Origin of the sequence: Nostoc flagelliforme FACHB-838 (assembly GCF_014698065.1) — a bacterium.
Lineage (GTDB): Bacteria > Cyanobacteriota > Cyanobacteriia > Cyanobacteriales > Nostocaceae > Nostoc > Nostoc flagelliforme_B.
Map to the genome: position 1 here is coordinate 1 of NZ_JACJSI010000075.1, position 20,391 is coordinate 20,391.

A 20,391-nucleotide genomic window follows, 5' to 3' on the forward strand; every position below is an offset into this window, starting at 1 on the left:
CGCTCTAGTCAACCAACTCCATCCTTACTCCCCAAAGTTCCTACTACTGATTAAGTAATAAATGCTTCCTATACATTATGTGTCTTCCGAGATGATTTAGTCTTAATTTTCATCGATGAGCTTGTGTGTTTAGTCGCTGTAGCTTCTTCAATCATTATATTTTGCTCGATTTCAGCAATAAATTACCCCCATGAACGATTACGGAATTGAAAATACACCTTTTAGGACGAAAAACTCACGTTCGTTCCCAAAAACCACGGGAAGTCGTGCAAGAGGTATACGGCTGGTTGTTGGGGCATTGGTCAATTAGGGTATTAATGTTTCAAGCTGCAACCAGTGCTGAGGTTCCACCATTACGTCTGGGTTTTACAGGAACATTACGAGTCATCCGTCGTGCCCTTCCTAAGTTTCAACGCTTACAACCAGAAGAATTACCTTTTTTTTCGATTGGCTAACCCTAGAGATTTTAGATACCTTATTACCTGAACGAGTTTCACGTAATAACCCCAGAGTTGTGAAAAAACCTGTATCAAAGTTTCGTTCTAAAAAGCCAACACACAGAGGTACTGGACAACCAGTTGAAGCTCTTAAATTTCATATCACTAATCAGTCTTTCAGCCTTAACTGAACCGTATTGCGTCAGATTGCAAAAGTTTTTCCAGGTCAAAGAATTCAGAAAATGATTGCAGATTTTCGATGCTGGGATGAACAATTGTAATAGTCATCTGTGATTAGTTGTGAATAGTTGAACAGCACATATTAGCTGTAGACAAAGCTTGAGTCACTTATAGCTACAGTCTCTCAAGCCCTGTTTACAACTTTTGCAGTCACAGTTTAGACATAAGTTGGTAATGTCTTTGTCAATCAGATGTGCAATGTTAGATTCATGAATGAAGCTGATTTTAGTGACGCACAAGGCAGGATTTACCTGCCTTACTTCATCTTTAGGACTAAAACGCCATCTCAAGAGCAGCTTTTGTTACAGCAATTGCTTGTTTACTGACCTCACGCCAGTTCGTTTCTTCGTTGTAGGATGCCATGACTAATTCCGACCCAACCCATACCCGACAGAATAAGACGCTTTCATCTGTCGTCCCTGGAGTAGGCTGTAGTGTAATCGGAGAATATAGTTGTTCTGGAGTAAGAGTTGCGATCGCGGTTAACAAGCTTTTAGAAAAATGCGTGTCGTAGCCTGATTCTAAAATATACGTCCGGTCTGCTTGAATAGTTATCAGCAACTTGCAGGTTTCTTTTTTGCGGCGTTCTGTATTCTCAAACCGCAGTTCTTTAAGATATCCAGTTAAGGCAGTTTGAGGGACATCACTCGGTTCACCATTGAGTGTGTACCACAATCCTCCGTGCTGACGATTGCAGTAGATTTTACAATTGCCAGCTTCAGAGTGCAATCCCAGTTTTGGCTTATTGATTGCTGCAACTAACTGCTTAAGTAATTCTTCCTGGCGCATTAAAGCAGCAAGTAGTTCAGCATTTTCTTGAGGGTTCATTGTTCAATACCAATACATTTCACTTTCACATTGGCGAAGCCGTTGATTACAAATGTATGAAACGTAGAGCCAATAAAACAGCGCTCTTGATTTCACAAAAGCGCTTTCTATTACTAATTATTTGTAGTTACGGATTATTAGTGTAAATTAAATCTTGCTAACAACTCTTCACGGGATAAACTAGACAATTCCAGTAAAAATCTTGCAAAGTCATCTGGTGCTAACTGCAACAAATTATCGACCACTCTTGAGAGTTCTTCATCCACAGAACCAAACCTAAATCTCAACAAGTTTTCTACAACTTGGCGTTGTCCTTGCTCTACTCCCTCTTGTACAGCAGCAGCCCTAGCTTCTTGATAAGCTTCTGTTAAATTCATGATCAACTCCTGGTCATCTTCGGTTAAATCTGTTTGTGTCATTACACTGATACGCCACCTGTAAACCATTTCAAGAACATTACGGCGAACAAGATTCTCTGGTGGAAGGGCAACCAGTTCACTTACTGCTTGCTGTTGTACTGTCCCTCGTCCCAAAAGCCTGAACCAGAGCGTTTCAGGAGTTACTGGTAACTCGTTAATTGCTAGTATCGCCCCTCTAAAACATTTTTGAAAAAAGTAAACTCCAGTCATCCACTTTTCTAAGTCTAGCTTAACCTCTAAATCTGCTAACAGAGAGGCTGAAGCGCTAGGTGTCAAAATCCACAAACGAGCTAAATCATCCTCGCTAATGGTAGTTTCTTCTCTTTTGGCTTTGCGCTGAGAATCCGCAATCACAGTGAACAACTTCATGAAACAGTTACGTACTTCCGTCCTGCTGGGCTGATTCCGAAATGGTTCCAGTAGCGTTGTATTGAGTAGAGCAATTCTTCCCAGCAATCCTAGATTTTCCGCTTGGGCTTGTGGGGAAGGTAAAAATAATACATCTACAAATCTTGTTGCATCTGTTACTTCCCTGTTAATTTTCACTTCACCCAAAGGAGCCAGTAGCTCTTCTAAAAATTCCTTGGCAAATTTGTCGTGAGGTTGGTGAGGTTGTTGGGTCATTTCGTCCCTGGCGAACTGTGTTTTATTTTACAAGGGTTGAGAAAAGCTTGTGTGGTGGGTATGAGAACCCACCATCTCACTTACGCCGCGACCAACTCCTGACGAACTTGCGGCAGTTCAATCGGAGCAGTTACCCTGGACAGTGCTTCTACAGCCTCTCTGACGCTCCAATACCTTACTCCATCCCCACAGCGCCAGTAATAAGTCTTGGGGTCGTTTTCCCAGACTTCATTGGGGTTTCGGACTTTAAAGAGTATGCCCAAGAATTCACCATCTAGATATACGTTGTGAGCCGTCTGAAGGTCAGTGCGTCCTACATAGGTCAGTCGATAGCCGTCTACTGGTTCGCACAAGTCTTCTGCACGAGTCCCGCGATACCCACAGTTACCGCAGCCGTGACCACCACAGTCTGGGCAGATAGCAGCAGGCATATTCCACTTCGGCAGTGTAAAATCCCATTCAGATAGTGGGGTTAATATTCGAGCCTTGTGAGAGATATAACAACCAGCATGACCGATTACTTTATCAGAATGGTATTGGACGCTCAACGATAACCAGTCACAATCACCTAACAAGCCAATTTTCTCAGAAACTTGTTTTAATTCCTCATCTTCCTGGTGATTGCACTCTACTGGAGCAGAAAGACTCGCTTTAACCTCTGCAACAGCGCGTTTGAATGGCTCTTTGTGATATCGAGCATAGCCGTGGGTCATTTTTACCCACACGATATCATCACTGTTGATCCAGATAGTCACTACATCTTCGAGCTTGCACTCTTTTGAGTAGTCCGACTGATTGACGATGGTTGCAATGATTTGGCGATCGCGTGTGGTTAACGGATCTTTTGTTGGCGCAGGGGCTGAAGTTTGTGTAATCATTAGAAATTGCCTCTTGTTTGGGGTAAAAAGGCGATCGCGAGTTTTCCAGGCCAGCGATCGCCTTTTGTTTTGCGTAAACAACGTTGTGGTTTACCGCAACGCTCTCAAAAAGATTTGGCGTAGCCTCATATTTCTGAATTTCAGTTATTTTCTAGCAAGAATTCACAGCACAAGGCTCTAGAGAAGGTATTGAGCAGCTGCCCTAATTGCAGTATGGGTGGATTTATTGAGTGATCTTGAGTATCTCCCCCAGCCGACTTTACCTGGCGTACCTTGTGCTATACGACGGGAGGTTCTTGTTTCTCAAATCTATGTTTTATGTTGATCAAATCTGTGACTGGTTAGACTTGCGAACCCTTTTTGCGTTTGGGTGCAGGCAGTTCGCTTTCCTTTGCCCTATGTTTATTACAATATCGTCAATATGCCACTATGTCAACATACTGGCATATTGACTTGTTGGTATATTGAAGGTAAGATTGTGAATATAGAAAAATACAGCAATATGTTGGTACATCAATATGCTGCCGATCGGAATATGCTTGAGAAGTCTAGGCGTATTCCGATACAAAGAATGGTTAAATACATTGATTTGTCAAAGTTTTGGACTGAGGAGAGTGATTTGTCCATTGAGACTGCACATGAGAAAACGGGACTTAACAGAAGAACCTTATCATCTGCAAAAAAAGGTTTACTCGATAGGTGTCAAATCGACACACTATTTAAACTCAAAGATTTAGCATCGGATTTAGCTGGCAGAGAAGTCAGCTTCGATGAAATCTTCAAGGACGATCAAGCCTAACTCATCCATAAAACTTAAAAGCGATCACCCCCCGCCAAGAGTGCGATCGCTTGACTAAGCCACAGCCATAGCAGAGGAATAGCCATGTCTAACCTATCAGTTTTTTCGTTTGAAGAGAAAGAAGTTCGTTTTGTTGGCATAGCAGAGAAACCAGAATGGGTCGCTGCTGATGTATGCACTTGTTTGCAATTGAGCGATACAAGTAAAGCATTAGAGACTCTGGAGCCAGATGAAAAGGGTACGAAGAATGTTCGTACCCCTGGTGGAGAGCAAGAAATGCTTACTGTTACCGAACCTGGACTATACCGCCTCATCTTTAAGTCCCGTAAACCAGTTGCAAAACGTTTCCAGCGCTGGGTATTTCACGAAGTCCTTCCAGCTATTCGTAAAACAGGTAGTTATTCACTTCACCCATCCCAACCTCCCACACTTGCCCTTCCCCCAGCCGAACAGCGCTTAAAAACTTTGGTAGAAGCAATGAAGACCCTGGCTGAGATAACAGGTGGCAGACTCAACCCCTACATGGAGCAACAGATAAATGATTACGCCGCCAACCTCTTAGCTGACCACAACAGACAGTCTCTAATCGGCACAGAAGAGAAGTGGTTAGGTGTGGTCAATTTTGCAGAAAGCGAATTGGGCAAGAAAGTTCCCCTTAAAGGCTCCCACTATCGCGGACACTTGGGGACATGGGTGAGAACATTCTACCCACACTTAGGCGATCGCCAAGAAACGCGATTGGTCAATGGCGTTCAACAGCCCATCTATGTCTACGCTTGTCACGATCCGGTTGTGGCCGCCGGACTGACCAAAGCTATAGAAGAGTTCTTTGCTCATCCCAGTCCTGGTGCAGCGCTAAGGCAGGCGGGTGCTTTCTCAAAGAAAGCTGTAGTTACTGCTTGATGGTCATCGGTCATCGGTCATCGGGCATCGGGCATCGGTTATTGGTCAAGCACAGCGATCGCCGAATCATCAAAAATTAAGACTTTCACAACAAAGGCAGATTCTACCTTGAGGGGAAAAGATATGCAACTCGGATATTTCCAAAAAGACGCACTCATTGAAAAACTAGCTAAGAAATTCTACGCAATTCAAGGCTATGTAGTCCCCGAAAGCTACCGGATGCAATCAGCTACACATCCAGCAGAAAGAGCGTGTGTAGCTATGGCTATTTTTGCAGTTGAAGAATTTGAATTAATAAATGATTCATCAGGATCTGAGGATGATGACGAATATGAAACCGATTGTTTATTCCCTGAAGAAACTCTGTTGCCAGGGGTTTAATTGAAGCACGAATAATACACCAGGGAATATTTTCTTACAAATTACAAGATCGTGAAGTGTAAATGAAAGCCATAGTCACAGTAGTTGAAAAAATCTCATCTGAAGCTCACATTGATATTCCTGAAGGTTTAGCAGAATCAGGTATTAGACAGCACGTTGTAGACCATTACAACAGTGGCGAAATGCTTCCTTTACTGAATATTTTCCACGTTGATTTTGAATCTATCAGCGTTCACATTGGTAAAAAACTCCAAATTACTTGGCAACCCGGAAAGTCTTGGAGTTCAAAGCGTCCCTATTACTTTTGTAAACTTGGAAGATTTACTTTGACTCTGTTAACTGATACAGAGCAAAACTTAACTTGTACAAAAGTTTATTTTGGGTATCACAGGCAACTTATTTATACGTCAGAAAAAGAGATATCCAAAGAATTGGCAACAGTTGAACTCCAAAATTTCTTAAGTGGATTAGCTGTTGAACTTCAGACTTTAAGCCACATTAAATTTAGTGAGGATGAAGTATGACTGTTGCACCATTACTAGCACCAGAAATCACCGTCATCGAAACTGTCACCCGACATCCTCTAAACTTTTATGAGTCCCCATCGTGGTTTACTACGGAATTACTGCGCCATGTTCCGTTATCTGGTGTCATTGGTGAGCCATGTGTCGGACATGGGGCGATCGCATCATTGCTATCGGTGTGGCCTTACACCAAGCAAATGTGGACGAACGATATTGATCCACATAAATCGGCTGATTACCATCTGGATGCAACACTATCCGAATCATGGGAAAAATTTCCAGAGTGCGACTGGATTTGTACTAACCCACCATACGCGGAATTTGCTGCACCAATCATCAAAAATGCGTACCAGAAAGCGCGTGTGGGTGTAGCCGCTTTTTTACTTACCAGCTTTCTCGAACCCTGTGATGATCGGGCTGATTTCTTACAGCAGCACCCGCCGTCACTTGTAATCATCATGCCGCGCTTCTGCTTTCGGAAAGACAAGCGGGGTAGTCGTTGGGCTACCGATAACGTTACCATCTCGTGCTTTGTCTGGGACAAACGCGCTTTCACGCAGCAAATTATTATCCGTCCCAAATCAGAAATTATTGGGTTTTACAAAAATCCAGAACAGGCTATTTCACAAGAACGGGCTATTGAAATCGTTCGGGCAATCGCCAAAGGAGAATTATGAAACAGATGTCGCTTTTTGATGAACCTACTATAGTTTTACCAGTCAACTATTATCCAGAGTTTCTCACTCTTACTGAAGCTGACGCACTCTACCAACATTGTCAACAACTGCAATGGCAACAGAATCAAATACGTATGCTGGGTAAAACAATGCCTGTGCCTCGCCTAGAGTGCATCTATGGCGATGAAGGCTGTGATTACCTCTACTCTAAAAGCGTACTACTCAAACCACTACCTTGGACAGATGCTCTGGCTAAGTTACGCGACAGAATCACCGCAACTGCTGGTTACAGCTTCCGCATTGTCATCCGCAACCAGTACAGGAGTGGCCAAGATTCGATAGGGTGGCACAACGACAGTGAAGCTTCGATGGGATTTAACCCAGCGATCGCATCAATCAGTTTAGGTTCAGTAAGGAAATTCCAAATCAAGCCCATCGGGGGTAAGCCTACTGACTTTTGGCTAGAGCATGGGAGTCTGCTGGTGATGCTTCCAGGCTGTCAGAGTACTCATCTGCATCAAGTTCCGAAGACCAATAAGGTCGTTAGCACACGGATTAATCTAACTTTTCGACCACACGTAGGGGGTAGGAAATGAGTATTTTATCTGGATTGCAACTTCAATCTAGTCATAAATCAAACAAGGGAAATTGCCTTTAATTATGAGGCTAAAACCTGCATTTACAATCATATAAATTTCTCCAAACTCAACATTGAAGCTTTAGAAAATGAACAATTTTCACTTCTCTTCAAAAGCAAAACCCTCGATCTTTTGGCACAAACCGAGGGAGAAGAAAAACAAGTTATCAAAGGGTAATATAACTATGAGTTTAACATTAAATACACCACAAATTACCTCCCCAAAATCTGGGACAAACTGTTTCAAAAATCAAGCTAGTTTTCTAGCCTGGGAATCGCGTTCTAGGGACACGATAGAAGTCAAACGTTGTTATGTAGACGTGGCTGGTGGTGACTTAATCGCTGGAATTTTACTTAGTCAGATCATCTACTGGCATTTACCGGATCATGAAGGGCAATCCCGACTCAGAATTGAACGTGATGGGTACAAGTGGCTGGCTAAAAAGCGTGATGATTGGTGGAAGGAGTGCAGAATTACACCCAGACAGTTTGATTTAGCTACTAAGCTTTTGCAGTCCAAAAATCTGATTAAAACTGCAACTTATAAATTTGGGAATAGCCCAATTAAACACATCCGCATTGACTGGGAAAACTTCTTGAATGAACTACAAGCTGTTGTACAATCTCCTCCTGATGCTCCTGAGCGGATTAAGACAACATTTACCCGTTCTGACCAAAATGGTAATTTAACAAAATGTCAAAGTTTAAATTTACAAAATGGTGAGTTAGAACTTACCAAAATGTCAAATTTAAAATTAACATTTTGTCAAGATGATCTAATAGATACAGAGATTACTTCAAAGATTACTTCAGAGATTACACACAATGCGCCCCTGGCTTCGCCACCCGCGCCCCCCACCCAAGAATGTGTGTGTGAAAAAGAAGAACTTGATTTGACAACGGAAGAAATTGAACTTGAAAAACCAACCCCAGAAGAACCCACTTCGTTGTTAAAAAAATCCGAGTCTTCGCAACAAACCGATAACCCCTCAAGAGGATCAACTATTGCGGCGGCATCGTTCGATAAATCCGAACAAGCGAATAATCAGCTAGTAGCACCAAACCCAAAAAGTGCTAGTCCTACATCACTGCCCGATTCGACTTGTTACACAATGCACCCCACAGAGAAAACCGAGCAAGCGATGCGAGAATCTGGACTGCCGCCTTGGATGGATAAAGCAGGCCCTAACGGTTGGAAAGCAGAATTTGTAGAGTCTTACAGGCAATACTTGAACAGCACGCCCAGGTATGCCAAAGAGTTAATTCGTCAGGCAACAACAGGCGAGGCGAAAAATGCCCTGACTCGACTTTCAAAAACTGACTCCGGCAAAGCAGAGATTCAAAACCACTGGGATAGTTTCAACGAGTTGAAAGAACGTCAGCAGCCTACCCAATCAAAACATAATGCAAATAGCAGCAACGATGATGTTTTAGCTATGGCAATTGCTGCTGACGAAGAACGCCGTCAACAAGAACAATCAAAACAAGAGCGTAAGAATGAGTATCGATTTAGCCCACAAATGCTGGAGCTAAAAGCAAAACTTCAAGCCGCAGCTTCTTCTGCAAAAGTTCCGAGCAACACCAGACCATCTTCCACGAATTTGCGAGAAGTTGAAGCGCAGTTAAAATTAGCACTCAGAGCATAATCTAGCAATTCGCAATTCGCAATTCGCAATTGTGAAAGCAATTTAATCATTCGGGATACAAGCCACAAATTTTAATTATGAAAGAAAACGAAACACGTAAACTCAATACTCAAGCTCTCAACTTTATAGCAATTCGCTAAAAGAATGAAACAAATGCAAAACCTAAAAACCTTGCTAAATCTAAGGTTTTTAATTGCGAATTGCGAACTGCGAATTGCGAATTAGAGATAATTATGCACCCTAATCAAGACAACGTAGTTTCTTTTCACCCTGACAGGTCACTTGACAACTTGCCTCCACAAAATATCGAAGCTGAAGAAGCGATTTTGGGCGGGATTATGCTTGACCCAGAAGCAATAACCAGAGTCAGCGATCGCCTAAGCATTGAAGCCTTTTACATCAGCGCCCACTCATATATCTATCAAGCCGCAGTCCAACTTCATGCTACATATCAACCCACAGATTTACTAAGCGTCACCGCATGGTTGGCTGACCACAATTTGCTGAACCGCATTGGTGGCAGGAATAAGTTAGCAACTTTGGTAGACCGCACTGTATCAGCCGTTAACATCGACGCTCTTGCTGATCTGGTGATGGAGAAATATCGACGGCGGCAGCTAATCAAAGTGGGCAATGAAATTGTTCAACTCGGTTACGAGACGCAAACTGAACTACTACAAGTCCTTGGACTTGCTGAGGCAAAAGTTTTCACTGTAACCCAAAATCAAAGCGATGAACGTTGCAAGGTTTTCTCAGCACAAGACATGGGCATTGAACTGTTCCAAAAGCTGGAGATGGGAAGTATGGCAGGCGACAAAGTTGGTTGGTACGACCTCGAAAATATCACCGGTGGCATTTATCCTAGCAGCTTGGTAGTAGTGGCTGCTGAATCCCACATGGGCAAAACCCACTTCATGATTTCTTACGCTTACGAAATCATGACCAAACTTGGAAAGCCAGTTCTGTATGTAACTCCAAAAATGGATAAGAATCAACTCAATGCCCGAATGCTAGCCCGAATCACAGGCGTAGACGCTTCTATGATTCAAACCAATACTCAATGCTACTGGGAGCAAATAGCACAAGGCATAGTCCAGATGGTGGAACTGCCTTGGAAAGTCTATGAGCATTCCTCCCCTACAACCGCAATGATTGCAAGTGCTGTACGCCGTGCCATTGCCGAATTTGGTGGTTCTATTGGTGCTGTGTTTATTGACTACTTGCAGCAGATTCCTCTGGAGTCCGGCGGGAACATGGCCTTTGAAGTCGGCAAGATTACCCGCCAGATTCGGGATATTGCCAAGTCTCACAAAATCCCTGTTTTCTTGGGTTGTCAAATCAATCGGGGCAATCAAACTACGGCTGATAAACGCCCCAATCGTCATCTGTTACGTAATTCTGGTGAAATCTTTGAGGTTTGTGACCAGTTAATCATGCTTTACCGGGATGCTGTCTACACAAAAGACCCAAGCGATCGCACTATTGAGTTGATTGTTGAGAAAAACCGCCTTTACGGTAAACTCGGCACTGCGACGATGTTGTGCGATTTATCGACCTCGAAATTTTTGAACTTGGCAAGATAATTTGATGCAATGAACTTTTTTTAAGTTTTAGAGGTCGATATATGAAAGCGCTATGATTCGGACACTACAACAGCTCTTAGCAATCAGGAAAGATATAAGACCTCTTGCAAAAGTCTTTTGTGGTACAATGAAAGGTTTGAGAATTTGCGATTAGGACTTTGAGGAGCAGTGAAAATAAGGAAAGCTAAACAGCTTACTGCGAGAAAATTTAAACGCATGACTGGAGTAAGCCGTAAAACTTTTAAGTTAATGGAAGATGATGTTAAAGCTGATACTCACAATAAAAAGAAACCAGGTCGCCGACCTAAACTAATTATTGAAGACCAAGTTTTAATGGTTATTCAGTACTGGAGGGAATACCGTACTTACTATCATATTGGATTAGACTGGGGGCTTTCAGAATCTACGGTTTGTCGAATAGTTTTTAAAATTGAAAATATTTTGATTAAGTCAAGAAAGTTTAGTTTACCGGGGAAAAAAGAATTATGGAAAATGTCATCCCAAGAAGATTTAGTTGTAATGGATGTTACAGAGAGTCCAATTGAAAAGCCTCAGAAAGGCCAAAAAAGGTATTTTAGTGGAAAACAAGGGGAACATACTTTAAAAACACAGGTAGTAATCCGCCAAAAAAGCAGTCAAATCATCTGTTTAGAGCATGGTTGGGGGAAAATTCATGATTTTAGGCTATTTAAAAACAGTGGAGTGAAATTTGGAGAATTACTCAAAGTGATAGCAGATAAAGGCTATCAAGGAATTGCTAAGATTCATCAATTAAGTGAAACACCAATTAAGAAACCAAAAGGAAAAAAGTTGACGAAAGAACAGAAAAAATACAATCGGGAACTCAATCGATTAAGAATTGTTGTTGAACACGTAAACCGTCGTTTAAAGATATTTAAAATTTTGTCTGATAGATATCGAAATCGTCATCGGCGTTTTGGGTTAAGGTCGAATTTAATTGCAGGAATTTATAATCACGAATTAGCTCTATAAATCGGATTAAAAAATCAAGTTAACAAGTAACTTCAGTAATTAATTAATAGCTGGAACAATGTTTGCTGTCAAAAATTTTAATTAGCGTAGGCGTAGCCCGCCGTAGGCATCGCTTGATAATACTTCATAGGAAAAATTGATAATTTCTTCCTATTTTAATCGCTAAAACTGAAAGAAAAATAACTAAAAATTATACCACAAAATATTTATGCAAGAGTTCTATATTATCGCTTTTATCAAAAAAGCGAAAACCAAAAAGCCATCACCAAAATTAGATGTCTGCAAAAACTTTGATAGCACAAAATTAAAACCAGTTCTTCCAGATGATGCCCCGATCGCTGTAGTACTATTCGCTGGTGGCGGCGGAATCGAAGCGGGGATGGTTGAAGCCGGGATTCGTCCAGTTATTGCGGTGGAGTTTGACCCAAGCAAACCAGACTTGAGCAGGGCGATTGCCAAAACCCATCACCACAACTTTAGCGAGTATGGCTGTAGAATAATCCAACTAACAGTGCAAGAAGTAGCACAGTCAGGATTTCTAGGTTTTCCTCGCCGCCCCGATTACCTCCATGCCTCCCCGGTGTGCGCCAACTTCAGCCAAGCCCACACAGCTAAAGCGGGTATTGCGCTTGAAACGGCTGACGATCTGACGCCTGCATTGGCTGTGGCAGAAGCCATCCGACAGTTGCAGCCACGGGTGTTTACGCTGGAGAATGTCCCACGCTATCAGAACAGTCAGAGTTTCAGTATCATCCTGTCAGGTTTGGAGCAAGAGGGGTACTCAGTTACTTACAGCGTGGTGAATATGGCTGATTTTGGGCTACCCCAGGCGCGGCGGCGGTTAGTTCTGGTTGCAAGTAAAGGGTTTCGCGTTGCCTTACCTTCGGGAGCTAAACCTTGTGGTTGGTACGAGGCGATCGCGCATCTCATCCCCACCATGACCGATTCCCAACTACTCCCCAAACAACGGCAAGCTTTGGAGAAATTTTTAGCCGGGAATGCGCCAACACCACTGCTAATAGAAAGAGTGGGGGGGCACACAGTCCAAATATAAACCCGGACATTTACCTTGCAACACGATACTGCGATCGCATTTCACAGATCACAAAGGTTGCAACCGTAGTAAGTTCGCTGATATCTGGTTGCCTGATGGGATAGTTAAATCTTTGTCAATTCAAGGTGCAGCCATTTTGCAAGGTTTTCCGTCTTGGTATGAGTTCCCAAAAGAGACTGCTACGGCGGGATCAATCATCGGCTACTCTGTACCACCCAGTTTCGCAACACAACTATTTATATCTGCACAGAGCAAATTATTCGGAGTGACTGTATGACTAATCCTGTTAAGCTAATCGGCATTCAAGTTGCAGCATAGCCATTATCCCCTTTGTTTTTTATCTTTCGATGCCAATACGGTTCAGTTAACGGGACTTAAACAAAGATGGAGATAAAAAGAAAGTATAATGCTTAATTAGCATAGCTTTCACGTTGGACGAACCTCATGAAAGAAACAACCCCCGCAGCCATGCTGCCATGCTTTGAAAAATGGTGTCAACGGTTCGATGATGTGTTTACTCATAAAGCGCAAAAAAGAGAGTTTAGGCATTATTTAGGGGGATTATTGGGTGAAAGCGAGAGAAAAAACCTTTTTCAAATGGCGGAGAATGCCGTAGAGGTAACTTACCACCGATTACACCACTTTTTAACTGAAGCACCTTGGTCGAGTTCTCAGGTCAATCAACGTCGATTGGAAATCATGAACAAGTGTAGTCAGACCAGAATTAGTAGAGGATTTAGCTTAATAATCGATGATTCTAGCCACTGATATTGACTATTTCATCACTAATTTCTCTTCATCAATTGTTACACCACAATGGATAGTTGACACTTACGGTTCAAGAAATTGGGTAGAAGTTTTTTATCGAGAGGCTAAGGGTTGGTTAGGGCTAAAAGAGTATCAAGTCCGAGATAAAAGAAGTCTACTTCGACATTTTATCTTAGTTTTTTGTGCCTATACTTTTATTCTTTGGCATCAGTTGACTGGGGGGTTAAGACGAAGGTGGGCTAACAAACCTTTGAATACTTTTACTGAAGCTTTAGAAGCGTTTAGAACAGCAATGTCTTTTCGATTTGTTGATTGGTTGAACTTGAATCGTGACGTGTTTGCTGCTTATAAAGCCAGTTTGGGTTACATTTGGGCTTAATTTTTGTCTAAGTCCCATTAAGACTAAAAAGCTTATTAGTGATGTTGAATTTCGGAGCTTCGACTCGTTGTCCAGCACGTCTGTGTTTTGGTTTTTTGGAACGAAACTTTGATACAGGTTTTTTCACAACTCTGGGATTAGTTACACCCACTACTGAGCAATCTGCTACTTAGTTCTGATTACTGAATCGGTGTTCTAGTAAAGCTTGAGGCATATTTATTGCTCTTTCTAATCCTTTAACGTATGCCCATTGTGTATTTTCATTCCAAACAATATTAGCGAGGTTAGCACGTGGGAAGTTAGCGCCTTTGAGGCTAGCGCCAGAAAGGTTAGCACCAGAGAGGTTAGCGCGTATGAGGTTAACGTCATGGAAGTTAGCGCCTATGAGGTTAGCGCGTGAGAGGTTAACATTATAGAGGTTAGCGCCATCGAGGTTAGCACGTGAGAGGCTAGTGCCATTGAGGTTAGCATTAGAGAGGTCAGCGCCTTTGAGGCTAGCGCCAGAAAGGTTAGCACCAGAGAGGTTAGCACCTTTGAGGTTAGCGTCAGAGAGGCTAGCGCCATTAAGGTTAGCACCAGAGAGGTCAGCGCCTTTGAGGCTAGCGCCAGAAAGGTTAGCACGTGAGAGGATGGCACGTGAGAGGATAGCGCCATCGAGGTTAGCACGTGAGAGGATAGCGCCATCGAGGTTAGCACGTGAGAGGATAGCGCCAGAGAAAATAGCGCCATCGAGGTTAGCACCATTAAGGTTAGCACCATCAAGGTTAGCGCCCAGGAGGATAGCGCCATCGAGGTTAGCACCATCGAGGTTAGCGCCCAGGAGAATAGCGCCATCGAGGTTAGCGCGTGAGAGGAAATAACCAACAGTTTCTGAAAAAGTACCTACGGTAACACTGTTGCTATATCCAATAATGCGAAATAATCGATGCTTATCAAAATTATCGCTATCTTTTTTACCGCAAGGATAAAAGACAATACTATCCTTTAGTTCATCTTTAGTCTGAGCATAACGGTGTAACTCTAAGAGAAGAATCATTACATTTAGCCCAGTAAATATATCAACTTCTCTTAAATCGAGGAATATTTTTTCTGTATGGAATTTTTGCATTTCATTGAGAGGAAGATTTTTAGGAACTCCACTAATAAATTTTCCTTCACACCAATCAAGATAAAAATCTGACAAACGCTTGAACAATTTTAAGTATTGGAACTTCTCTTCAGAATCAAGCAGAGCCATTAGGTATCCTACGATTTCTCTTGTCAATCCACCGTAGCCAAATAAATCATAGATTTCTTCTGCTAGCTTGTCATCATCAGTAGCATATCTCTCACGTCTACTTTTAGAAGATATTTCTGTCCACTGTTTCAAGCTTTCCTTTATTTTCTGAGCGCAGAGAAATTCACCAAAACTCTTATGAATAAACTCGACAGCACCCTCTGTTGAGGAGGATGCTTTTGCTGGGCGTAAATAAAATGCTGCTAACGCATTTCTTAAAGGATTCTCACCACCAAGCTTCTTCTGTGCTTCTTCCAGTAACTCTCTGGCTTTTCCATCATTTTTGATCCGTTCTTCAATTGCTTTGATTGAAGTCCATTCTCTTCCAGATTGAGTAACACATAATCCGGCTTCCATTAAAATAAGTAGTAAATCTTCTTCGTAAAATTCTGTAAGTTCCTGATTCAGCTCTTTAGGGCGCTGTTTTGTTAAAACCCAAGTTAGTGTTTTTTGATAAATTATTATTTTAGCTTGAGCATTATTAGCACCTTCAAACATTTTGATATTTAACTCGTCATCTCGGTGCATAGCCCCCAAAAGATACAGTAACAGTGGTTCTCGCGCTAATTCTTTAACACGCTCAGGGCAATTATCTGCTTCGAGAAACTTTTGAAATTCTGATGCTTTCTCTTGTCCAACTAATCTACCCCACTTTGATAACCATTGCATTTGGATCTGGTCATCTATTAATGCTATTTCTAATCTAACTAAGTTAGCTGGTAGCCGGTTTTCAATTCCATGCAACGCTGATTCTCTTCCAGTTACTATGAATTGATGTCTACATACTCTTTGGGCTTGATAGTTTCCTACTTGCCCAAGAAAATCTTCAATTCCCTTTGCTGTTCTTCCTTCAAAACGTAATTCATCAAAACCATCTAGTATAAATAAATATCGAGTATTGCGATCGCTCAACCAATCATCTTTGGTAACAAAATTTTCTCTAACAGCCGCACGGAGCGTATTTTCGATATTTGGCTCAAAAGTATCTATGTCTCTTAGCCTAATTAGTATTGGTGTCCAAATTGGGTGAAGTTCTTTTCTTACCCGCTCTGCAAACATTTTACAAGAGACGCTTTTACCTCGCCCTGGGCCTGCTTGAATAAAAATAACTTGCCTATTTGTCTCAGGTTTATTCAGTTGCTCTGTTACCCAATTCTCTAAATCAACAACTGACTTTTCTTTAAGTTTGCCATTGTTATCTAACAATTGAGCTTTTAGTGGCACATAAATTTCAGTAATTTTAAATTCTTCACCTATTACCTTCCATCTCTCCATTAGTGACGAGTCGCTGGGTGAGGGCGATATCTGCTCTTTCAGGTATGACTCAATGCTGGAGTATTTCTCATTTGCTCTTACTTCTTGCGCTGCTATTATCATCAAACTTAAGATTTGGCGCACATCCTCTGATTCGTAAGAGAAAAGCTGCTTGATATAATTATATGTATCCCAGGCTACCCATCCTGTGACTAGAGATGCAATCTCTGTTCTAATCCCTTTTGCCTCTAAGTAACTAGATAACTCTTGATTTAAAGCTCGTCCCAATGTTGAATTCAGAAAGTTTGTTAGTGCTTCTTTAGCTTCACTATTGTCTAATTCCAACTCTCCTAGTTGATTAAACAGAAATTTAACCTGCTGCTCTATTATTTCTGCATTCAATTTTTCTTGTAGCCAAACATTATTCTGTACTAAAGCATAAAAGCTGTTTATGTAAGCTAATGGACAAGCAACAGCTACCCATTGTTCTATATCAAACTCTTCACTATTCTTCTCACGTAATAGTTCCAAGCCTTTTTGAGCAATAATCCCTACAAATGGTAATACCGCAGACACCACTGGTGCTGATGACGTAGATGCTATTACACCAGAGGCGATCGCCAAATCTATAACATTTTTAGAAAACTCTGTTCCACGTTCTACACTGTCTTTAGTTTTTTCTAACTGCTTGTTATTAAACAGCAATCGTTGCCAAATCTCCTTTATTTTTAGCACTGCCCCGCCCCCTCAACAGTCTGACTACTAAACCACTATGGAATCTTTACAGCTCAAGTATGCGCTTTTACGGAATTTAACACAATGTTATCTACTGTCAGGGGTAGACACATGAGAACAACTTTAATTATTACCGAATATTTGACTATCTCTGAACTGCGGACGTGGGGTTGAAAGTTACGACTATCTTCCCCCTGGGTGGGAAAATATAGCGGTTATTGCAGATGTGGCGATTTACGGACTGGGACGCAATATTCCGCTTACAGCGAGCGACTAAACAACGCACTGCACGTATAATTCGATTGTTGGCAGTGGGTGCAAGACCCTCTTGCACCCACCTATACAAAGAAACTGCCCTGGGGCATAACCAGAGCAGCGTTTCTCTAAAGGGGGAATTAAATAAAGGACTTTTAAAATCTTGTCCCTGTTTTACATATAATTCGTTCGCTATGTAATACTCTTCAGTTCAAGTTTTATACTTTACGCAAAAAGAGCGAAAAACTTTTAAAGCTTCACTACACAAGGATTAGACGCAATCAACCAAGCCCAATACAACACCCTTAGCTGAATGCGTGTTAACCAATGGTTATCAAAATTTAGTCAAACAAGCATAAATCCACTGGGCACGGAAACAACGGCTTTTCGTGTGCAGATATTACCTTGTTGTATTCCCTTGAAGACTGGGGATTTCTGCCAGAGGTATATCGCCCTTGTGGGAGCTTATCGGGCGATCGCTGGAACTGTGGAGTGGAGAAGTTTGGTTAGTGACTGACCAAATGTCCACAAATAGGACACAAAATGATTCTAAACTTGCACAATTAAATAATGGTATCGGTCAGCCCGATACCTTAACTACTACTATACTTGTTGAAAATCTTACACCCGTACTGCTACTGAGTCAATCACACTACAAACCAGCAGTAATAACGGTACAGCCACCCAAACGACCGTCTTGGCAAGGGAACAGGCTACAGTTAATCCTTGGGTACTGACAATGACAGTACCCTTACCCCAGTCAAATCTACTACCGAACACTTGACTATTCCTGAACTGCTTGGTGGGGTCAAGAGTTACGACCATCTGCCTTCCGGCTGGAAGAACGTGGAGGTTATTGCAACGGTTGCGATCGGAACACAGGTGCAAGTCTACAACCTCATCTCCCGGCAATGGCAACCCGGAGTAGTGAAGGACTACTGGGAACCAGGGGGGTTTCTGGAGGTGCGCTGTGGCAGGCGATTGCTTTATGTGTTCAATGGGGAGTGTGTGGCGATGGAGAGTTGAGGGGGATTCTGCCTACATAGTCGCACCCCTGAGACACTGTTGCTCCTACCATTGCATAGGAATGTAATCCCCTATCCCACATTAATAACATTCCTGATTTCACGGAGCGTAATAATTTTAACGCTCGGACTCGTTCTCCCATTCGATAAGGACACATTAAGGCATCAAATATAATGTGCGTTCCTGCCTCTATCAAAACGACCAATCTCACTTTAGGGAATGCTGCAATTGTTCCAGGACGACTACTAGGACGACCAAAAACTCTCTTCTTTTCTTCGCTATCTGGGACATCAAAACAGCTACCATCAATTACAACTATTCGTAGTCCATTTAAAAACGCTCCCAATGTTTCACCCGTTGCCATTGGTTTTACCAGCTGATGAAACAATTGGCTCATCACATGAGCGCCTAATCTTTGTCGAGCTTGGGTAATTGCTGATTTACAAGGGACTCGCCAATATTTGCCAACTTTTACCCATGCCACAGAAAGACCATCTACTAAGTTTTTGAGTACATCCCGCATCGAATCTCTCGACCACAGGCTCATTGCTATTACCAGACTGACCATTAACTGCGCTGGTAGCGGTAAGCGAAGCCATGCCGCAGGCTTATCGCGTGCGTTCCTCTTCGGTTTTGGTATTAGCGATCGCCTGTTCAATTGCCGTTGCTGGAATAGCCATTTCGATTGCTTTCAGCAACTCAGTATTTTGTATATCAGGAGACACCAACGAAAAATTCCTCAGATGCACGGCACTTAATTTCCATTCTTGGGAACAATGCCTAATTTACATGACTTTGAGCCTTAACTGAACCGTATTGGCTTCAGACGTGGTTTTAGAGAGTGAAACTAAAACGAAATCTATATAATGTAGTATTTGTCAATATTCTCAGGGCTGAGAAAAAAGTCCAATATGAGCTACAACTTTGGGATGTTTTATCAGAATTTGTATAACTTATACATAACTAAAACATTAACTCAAACATGATCTTTGATTGTGAAAGGTTATCTTAAACAAATCAGCGTTAAGTAGGTGAGCTCGCGAGCTAAAATTTCTTGAACTTTAGCAGTTACTATATCAGGGTCAATCGGCTTCTTGATGAACCCATCTATCTTTATATCAAGAGCTTTATCAGCATCATCTTCATCGAAATTTGTCACCAGCAAAATCGGAATAAATTGAAATTTCGTCGATGAGTGGAGGTGACGAACAACTTCAAATCCATCCATTTTTGGCATCACTACATCTAATATTAGCAAGTCAGGTGGGTTAGGGGCTGTTTCAAGGTAAGCTAGCACTGCTGCACCTGAATCAACGATTTCAATCAAACAGTCTGATGCTTGTAAAATCGTTTTTAGAAGAAAAGAGTTATCAGCCACATCGTCACAAATCAATATACGCTTAATAACACTCTCCATCGTCATCTTTTAAGAACAAGTAACTTTTTACACTACCTTTACTAACAAAAGCTAAATCTTAATCCTGTTTTTGCAGGGTTTTGAGGGCATTAATTGCTGCCTCAAAGACTCGAGCCAATTCGATTGCAGAGAGTTCTAAACGAATTTTGCCCTGAGCAATGCGAGTTACATCAATTAAATAAGTCTTCAATCAGTTGAGGTTGCATTCTGGCATTAAGCTCGATCATCTCCAAACAGCGAATGAGCATTACCTCATCTTGCTGATGATTTAGGAGTAAGCGCGACCATCCCAACGTCGCATTTAGAGGGGTACGTAACTCAAAGTTATCCAGCACCAGCGAGCTTTGGATGGCAGGAGCAAAAAAAAGGGGAAAAACCAATTTTCTGCAAAATTTCAGCTTGAATCTGCTCAAGGTTCGCATTACACAGTTTATCTTTATTTAAGACATGATTTCGTCAATTTAATAGTTCAGTTGTAAACTTGCATTGTGATGTATCTTACCATTCATAGAAACATTAGGAATAAGATATAAATTAAATCTATCTAAATATATAGATTTAAAACAACCAAAAATTATAGGGGATGCCTTCGGAATTACAGCAGGACTTAATGATGAGTAATAGTAAATACTCAATAATAAGTAATAAGTGAAGACTT

General features: G+C 41.8%; 19 protein-coding genes and 3 pseudogenes. 15 read left to right on the forward strand and 7 right to left on the reverse strand.

Going from position 1 to position 20,391, the window contains the following annotated elements; genetic code table 11:
• Positions 1-194: 194 nt before the first annotated feature.
• Positions 195-455 (forward strand): annotated as a pseudogene (locus H6G97_RS26220) (IS4 family transposase); the annotation flags it as partial.
• A gap of 495 nt (positions 456-950) precedes the next feature.
• Here H6G97_RS26220 and H6G97_RS26225 read toward each other — a convergent pair.
• The 3 genes from H6G97_RS26225 to H6G97_RS26235 form a co-directional block, all read right to left on the reverse strand.
• Positions 951-1,505 carry a hypothetical protein gene (locus H6G97_RS26225; RefSeq protein ID WP_190943528.1) on the reverse strand — a complete coding sequence of 185 codons (555 nt, stop codon included), beginning with the start codon at positions 1,503-1,505 and terminating at the stop codon, positions 951-953.
• A 137-nt stretch (positions 1,506-1,642) separates the two neighbouring features.
• A complete protein-coding gene (locus H6G97_RS26230; protein ID WP_190943529.1) occupies positions 1,643-2,548 on the reverse strand; it encodes a hypothetical protein in 906 nt (301 codons plus the stop codon).
• Positions 2,549-2,628: 80 nt separating this feature from the next.
• Complete coding sequence (locus H6G97_RS26235) at positions 2,629-3,426, reverse strand: hypothetical protein (protein WP_190943530.1); 798 nt, start codon at positions 3,424-3,426, stop codon at positions 2,629-2,631.
• A gap of 421 nt (positions 3,427-3,847) precedes the next feature.
• Between H6G97_RS26235 and H6G97_RS52915 the strand changes: the two genes are divergently transcribed.
• The 12 genes and pseudogenes from H6G97_RS52915 (at position 3,848) to H6G97_RS26295 (ending at position 13,770) form a co-directional block, all read left to right on the forward strand.
• A complete protein-coding gene (locus H6G97_RS52915; RefSeq protein WP_242055235.1) occupies positions 3,848-4,225 on the forward strand; it encodes a hypothetical protein in 378 nt (125 codons plus the stop codon).
• Between the two features lie 84 nt (positions 4,226-4,309).
• Complete coding sequence (locus tag H6G97_RS51405) at positions 4,310-5,128, forward strand: BRO-N domain-containing protein (protein ID WP_199349652.1); 819 nt, start codon at positions 4,310-4,312, stop codon at positions 5,126-5,128.
• 123 nt (positions 5,129-5,251) lie between these two features.
• On the forward strand, positions 5,252-5,509 hold the full coding sequence (locus H6G97_RS26255; protein ID WP_190943531.1) for a hypothetical protein: 258 nt from the start codon (positions 5,252-5,254) through the stop codon (positions 5,507-5,509).
• A 62-nt stretch (positions 5,510-5,571) separates the two neighbouring features.
• On the forward strand, positions 5,572-6,033 hold the full coding sequence (locus tag H6G97_RS26260) for a hypothetical protein (protein ID WP_190943550.1): 462 nt from the start codon (positions 5,572-5,574) through the stop codon (positions 6,031-6,033).
• Complete coding sequence (locus H6G97_RS26265) at positions 6,030-6,710, forward strand: hypothetical protein (RefSeq protein WP_190943532.1); 681 nt, start codon at positions 6,030-6,032, stop codon at positions 6,708-6,710. The genes H6G97_RS26260 and H6G97_RS26265 overlap by 4 nt, the downstream gene beginning before the upstream one ends.
• A complete protein-coding gene (locus H6G97_RS26270; protein WP_190943533.1) occupies positions 6,707-7,306 on the forward strand; it encodes an alpha-ketoglutarate-dependent dioxygenase AlkB family protein in 600 nt (199 codons plus the stop codon). The genes H6G97_RS26265 and H6G97_RS26270 overlap by 4 nt, the downstream gene beginning before the upstream one ends.
• Positions 7,307-7,532: 226 nt before the next feature.
• Positions 7,533-8,993 carry a hypothetical protein gene (locus H6G97_RS26275; RefSeq protein ID WP_190943534.1) on the forward strand — a complete coding sequence of 487 codons (1,461 nt, stop codon included), beginning with the start codon at positions 7,533-7,535 and terminating at the stop codon, positions 8,991-8,993.
• A gap of 233 nt (positions 8,994-9,226) precedes the next feature.
• On the forward strand, positions 9,227-10,576 hold the full coding sequence (locus H6G97_RS26280; RefSeq protein ID WP_190943535.1) for a replicative DNA helicase: 1,350 nt from the start codon (positions 9,227-9,229) through the stop codon (positions 10,574-10,576).
• 168 nt (positions 10,577-10,744) lie between these two features.
• Complete coding sequence (locus tag H6G97_RS26285) at positions 10,745-11,569, forward strand: IS5 family transposase (protein WP_190943536.1); 825 nt, start codon at positions 10,745-10,747, stop codon at positions 11,567-11,569.
• 208 nt (positions 11,570-11,777) lie between these two features.
• On the forward strand, positions 11,778-12,623 hold the full coding sequence (locus H6G97_RS26290; protein WP_242055237.1) for a DNA cytosine methyltransferase: 846 nt from the start codon (positions 11,778-11,780) through the stop codon (positions 12,621-12,623).
• A 136-nt stretch (positions 12,624-12,759) separates the two neighbouring features.
• On the forward strand, positions 12,760-12,900 hold the full coding sequence (locus H6G97_RS52920) for a DNA cytosine methyltransferase (protein ID WP_242055238.1): 141 nt from the start codon (positions 12,760-12,762) through the stop codon (positions 12,898-12,900).
• A 167-nt stretch (positions 12,901-13,067) separates the two neighbouring features.
• Positions 13,068-13,770, forward strand: a pseudogene (locus H6G97_RS26295) (transposase).
• Positions 13,771-13,939: 169 nt separating this feature from the next.
• Here H6G97_RS26295 and H6G97_RS26300 read toward each other — a convergent pair.
• The gene (locus tag H6G97_RS26300) at positions 13,940-17,035 is read right to left on the reverse strand and encodes a pentapeptide repeat-containing protein (RefSeq protein WP_190943537.1); all 3,096 of its coding nucleotides are present in this window, start codon (positions 17,033-17,035) and stop codon (positions 13,940-13,942) included.
• 710 nt (positions 17,036-17,745) lie between these two features.
• Between H6G97_RS26300 and H6G97_RS26305 the strand changes: the two genes are divergently transcribed.
• Both H6G97_RS26305 and H6G97_RS26310 read left to right on the forward strand, forming a co-directional pair.
• Positions 17,746-18,027: a hypothetical protein gene (locus H6G97_RS26305; protein WP_190943538.1), complete on the forward strand. Its 282-nt coding sequence runs from the start codon at positions 17,746-17,748 to the stop codon at positions 18,025-18,027.
• Complete coding sequence (locus H6G97_RS26310; RefSeq protein ID WP_190943539.1) at positions 18,017-18,316, forward strand: hypothetical protein; 300 nt, start codon at positions 18,017-18,019, stop codon at positions 18,314-18,316. The genes H6G97_RS26305 and H6G97_RS26310 overlap by 11 nt, the downstream gene beginning before the upstream one ends.
• Here H6G97_RS26310 and H6G97_RS51890 read toward each other — a convergent pair.
• The 3 genes and pseudogenes from H6G97_RS51890 to H6G97_RS54875 form a co-directional block, all read right to left on the reverse strand.
• Positions 18,312-18,956: pseudogene (locus H6G97_RS51890) on the reverse strand (transposase domain-containing protein); the annotation flags it as partial. The gene H6G97_RS26310 and the pseudogene H6G97_RS51890 overlap by 5 nt on opposite strands.
• A gap of 363 nt (positions 18,957-19,319) precedes the next feature.
• Positions 19,320-19,733, reverse strand: a complete 414-nt coding sequence (locus H6G97_RS26320) for a response regulator (RefSeq protein ID WP_190943540.1) — start codon at positions 19,731-19,733, stop codon at positions 19,320-19,322.
• Positions 19,734-19,791: 58 nt separating this feature from the next.
• Entirely contained in the window at positions 19,792-19,923 is a 132-nt protein-coding gene (locus H6G97_RS54875; protein ID WP_277883335.1) for a hypothetical protein, read from the reverse strand.
• Between the last annotated feature and the right edge of the window lie 468 nt (positions 19,924-20,391).

Excerpts from the sequence above, each read along its gene's own strand:
- H6G97_RS26230 (WP_190943529.1), bottom strand. The coding sequence starts at position 2,548 with ATGACCCAACAACCTCACCAACCTCACGACAAATTTGCCAAGGAATTT.
- H6G97_RS26275 (WP_190943534.1), top strand. The coding sequence starts at position 7,533 with ATGAGTTTAACATTAAATACACCACAAATTACCTCCCCAAAATCTGGG.
- H6G97_RS26225 (WP_190943528.1), bottom strand. The coding sequence starts at position 1,505 with ATGAACCCTCAAGAAAATGCTGAACTACTTGCTGCTTTAATGCGCCAG.
- H6G97_RS26280 (WP_190943535.1), top strand. The coding sequence starts at position 9,227 with ATGCACCCTAATCAAGACAACGTAGTTTCTTTTCACCCTGACAGGTCA.
- H6G97_RS26290 (WP_242055237.1), top strand. The coding sequence starts at position 11,778 with ATGCAAGAGTTCTATATTATCGCTTTTATCAAAAAAGCGAAAACCAAA.
- H6G97_RS26255 (WP_190943531.1), top strand. The coding sequence starts at position 5,252 with ATGCAACTCGGATATTTCCAAAAAGACGCACTCATTGAAAAACTAGCT.
- H6G97_RS26320 (WP_190943540.1), bottom strand. The coding sequence starts at position 19,733 with ATGGAGAGTGTTATTAAGCGTATATTGATTTGTGACGATGTGGCTGAT.
- H6G97_RS51405 (WP_199349652.1), top strand. The coding sequence starts at position 4,310 with ATGTCTAACCTATCAGTTTTTTCGTTTGAAGAGAAAGAAGTTCGTTTT.
- H6G97_RS26235 (WP_190943530.1), bottom strand. The coding sequence starts at position 3,426 with ATGATTACACAAACTTCAGCCCCTGCGCCAACAAAAGATCCGTTAACC.
- H6G97_RS26260 (WP_190943550.1), top strand. The coding sequence starts at position 5,572 with ATGAAAGCCATAGTCACAGTAGTTGAAAAAATCTCATCTGAAGCTCAC.
- H6G97_RS26265 (WP_190943532.1), top strand. The coding sequence starts at position 6,030 with ATGACTGTTGCACCATTACTAGCACCAGAAATCACCGTCATCGAAACT.
- H6G97_RS52915 (WP_242055235.1), top strand. The coding sequence starts at position 3,848 with ATGCCACTATGTCAACATACTGGCATATTGACTTGTTGGTATATTGAA.
- H6G97_RS26270 (WP_190943533.1), top strand. The coding sequence starts at position 6,707 with ATGAAACAGATGTCGCTTTTTGATGAACCTACTATAGTTTTACCAGTC.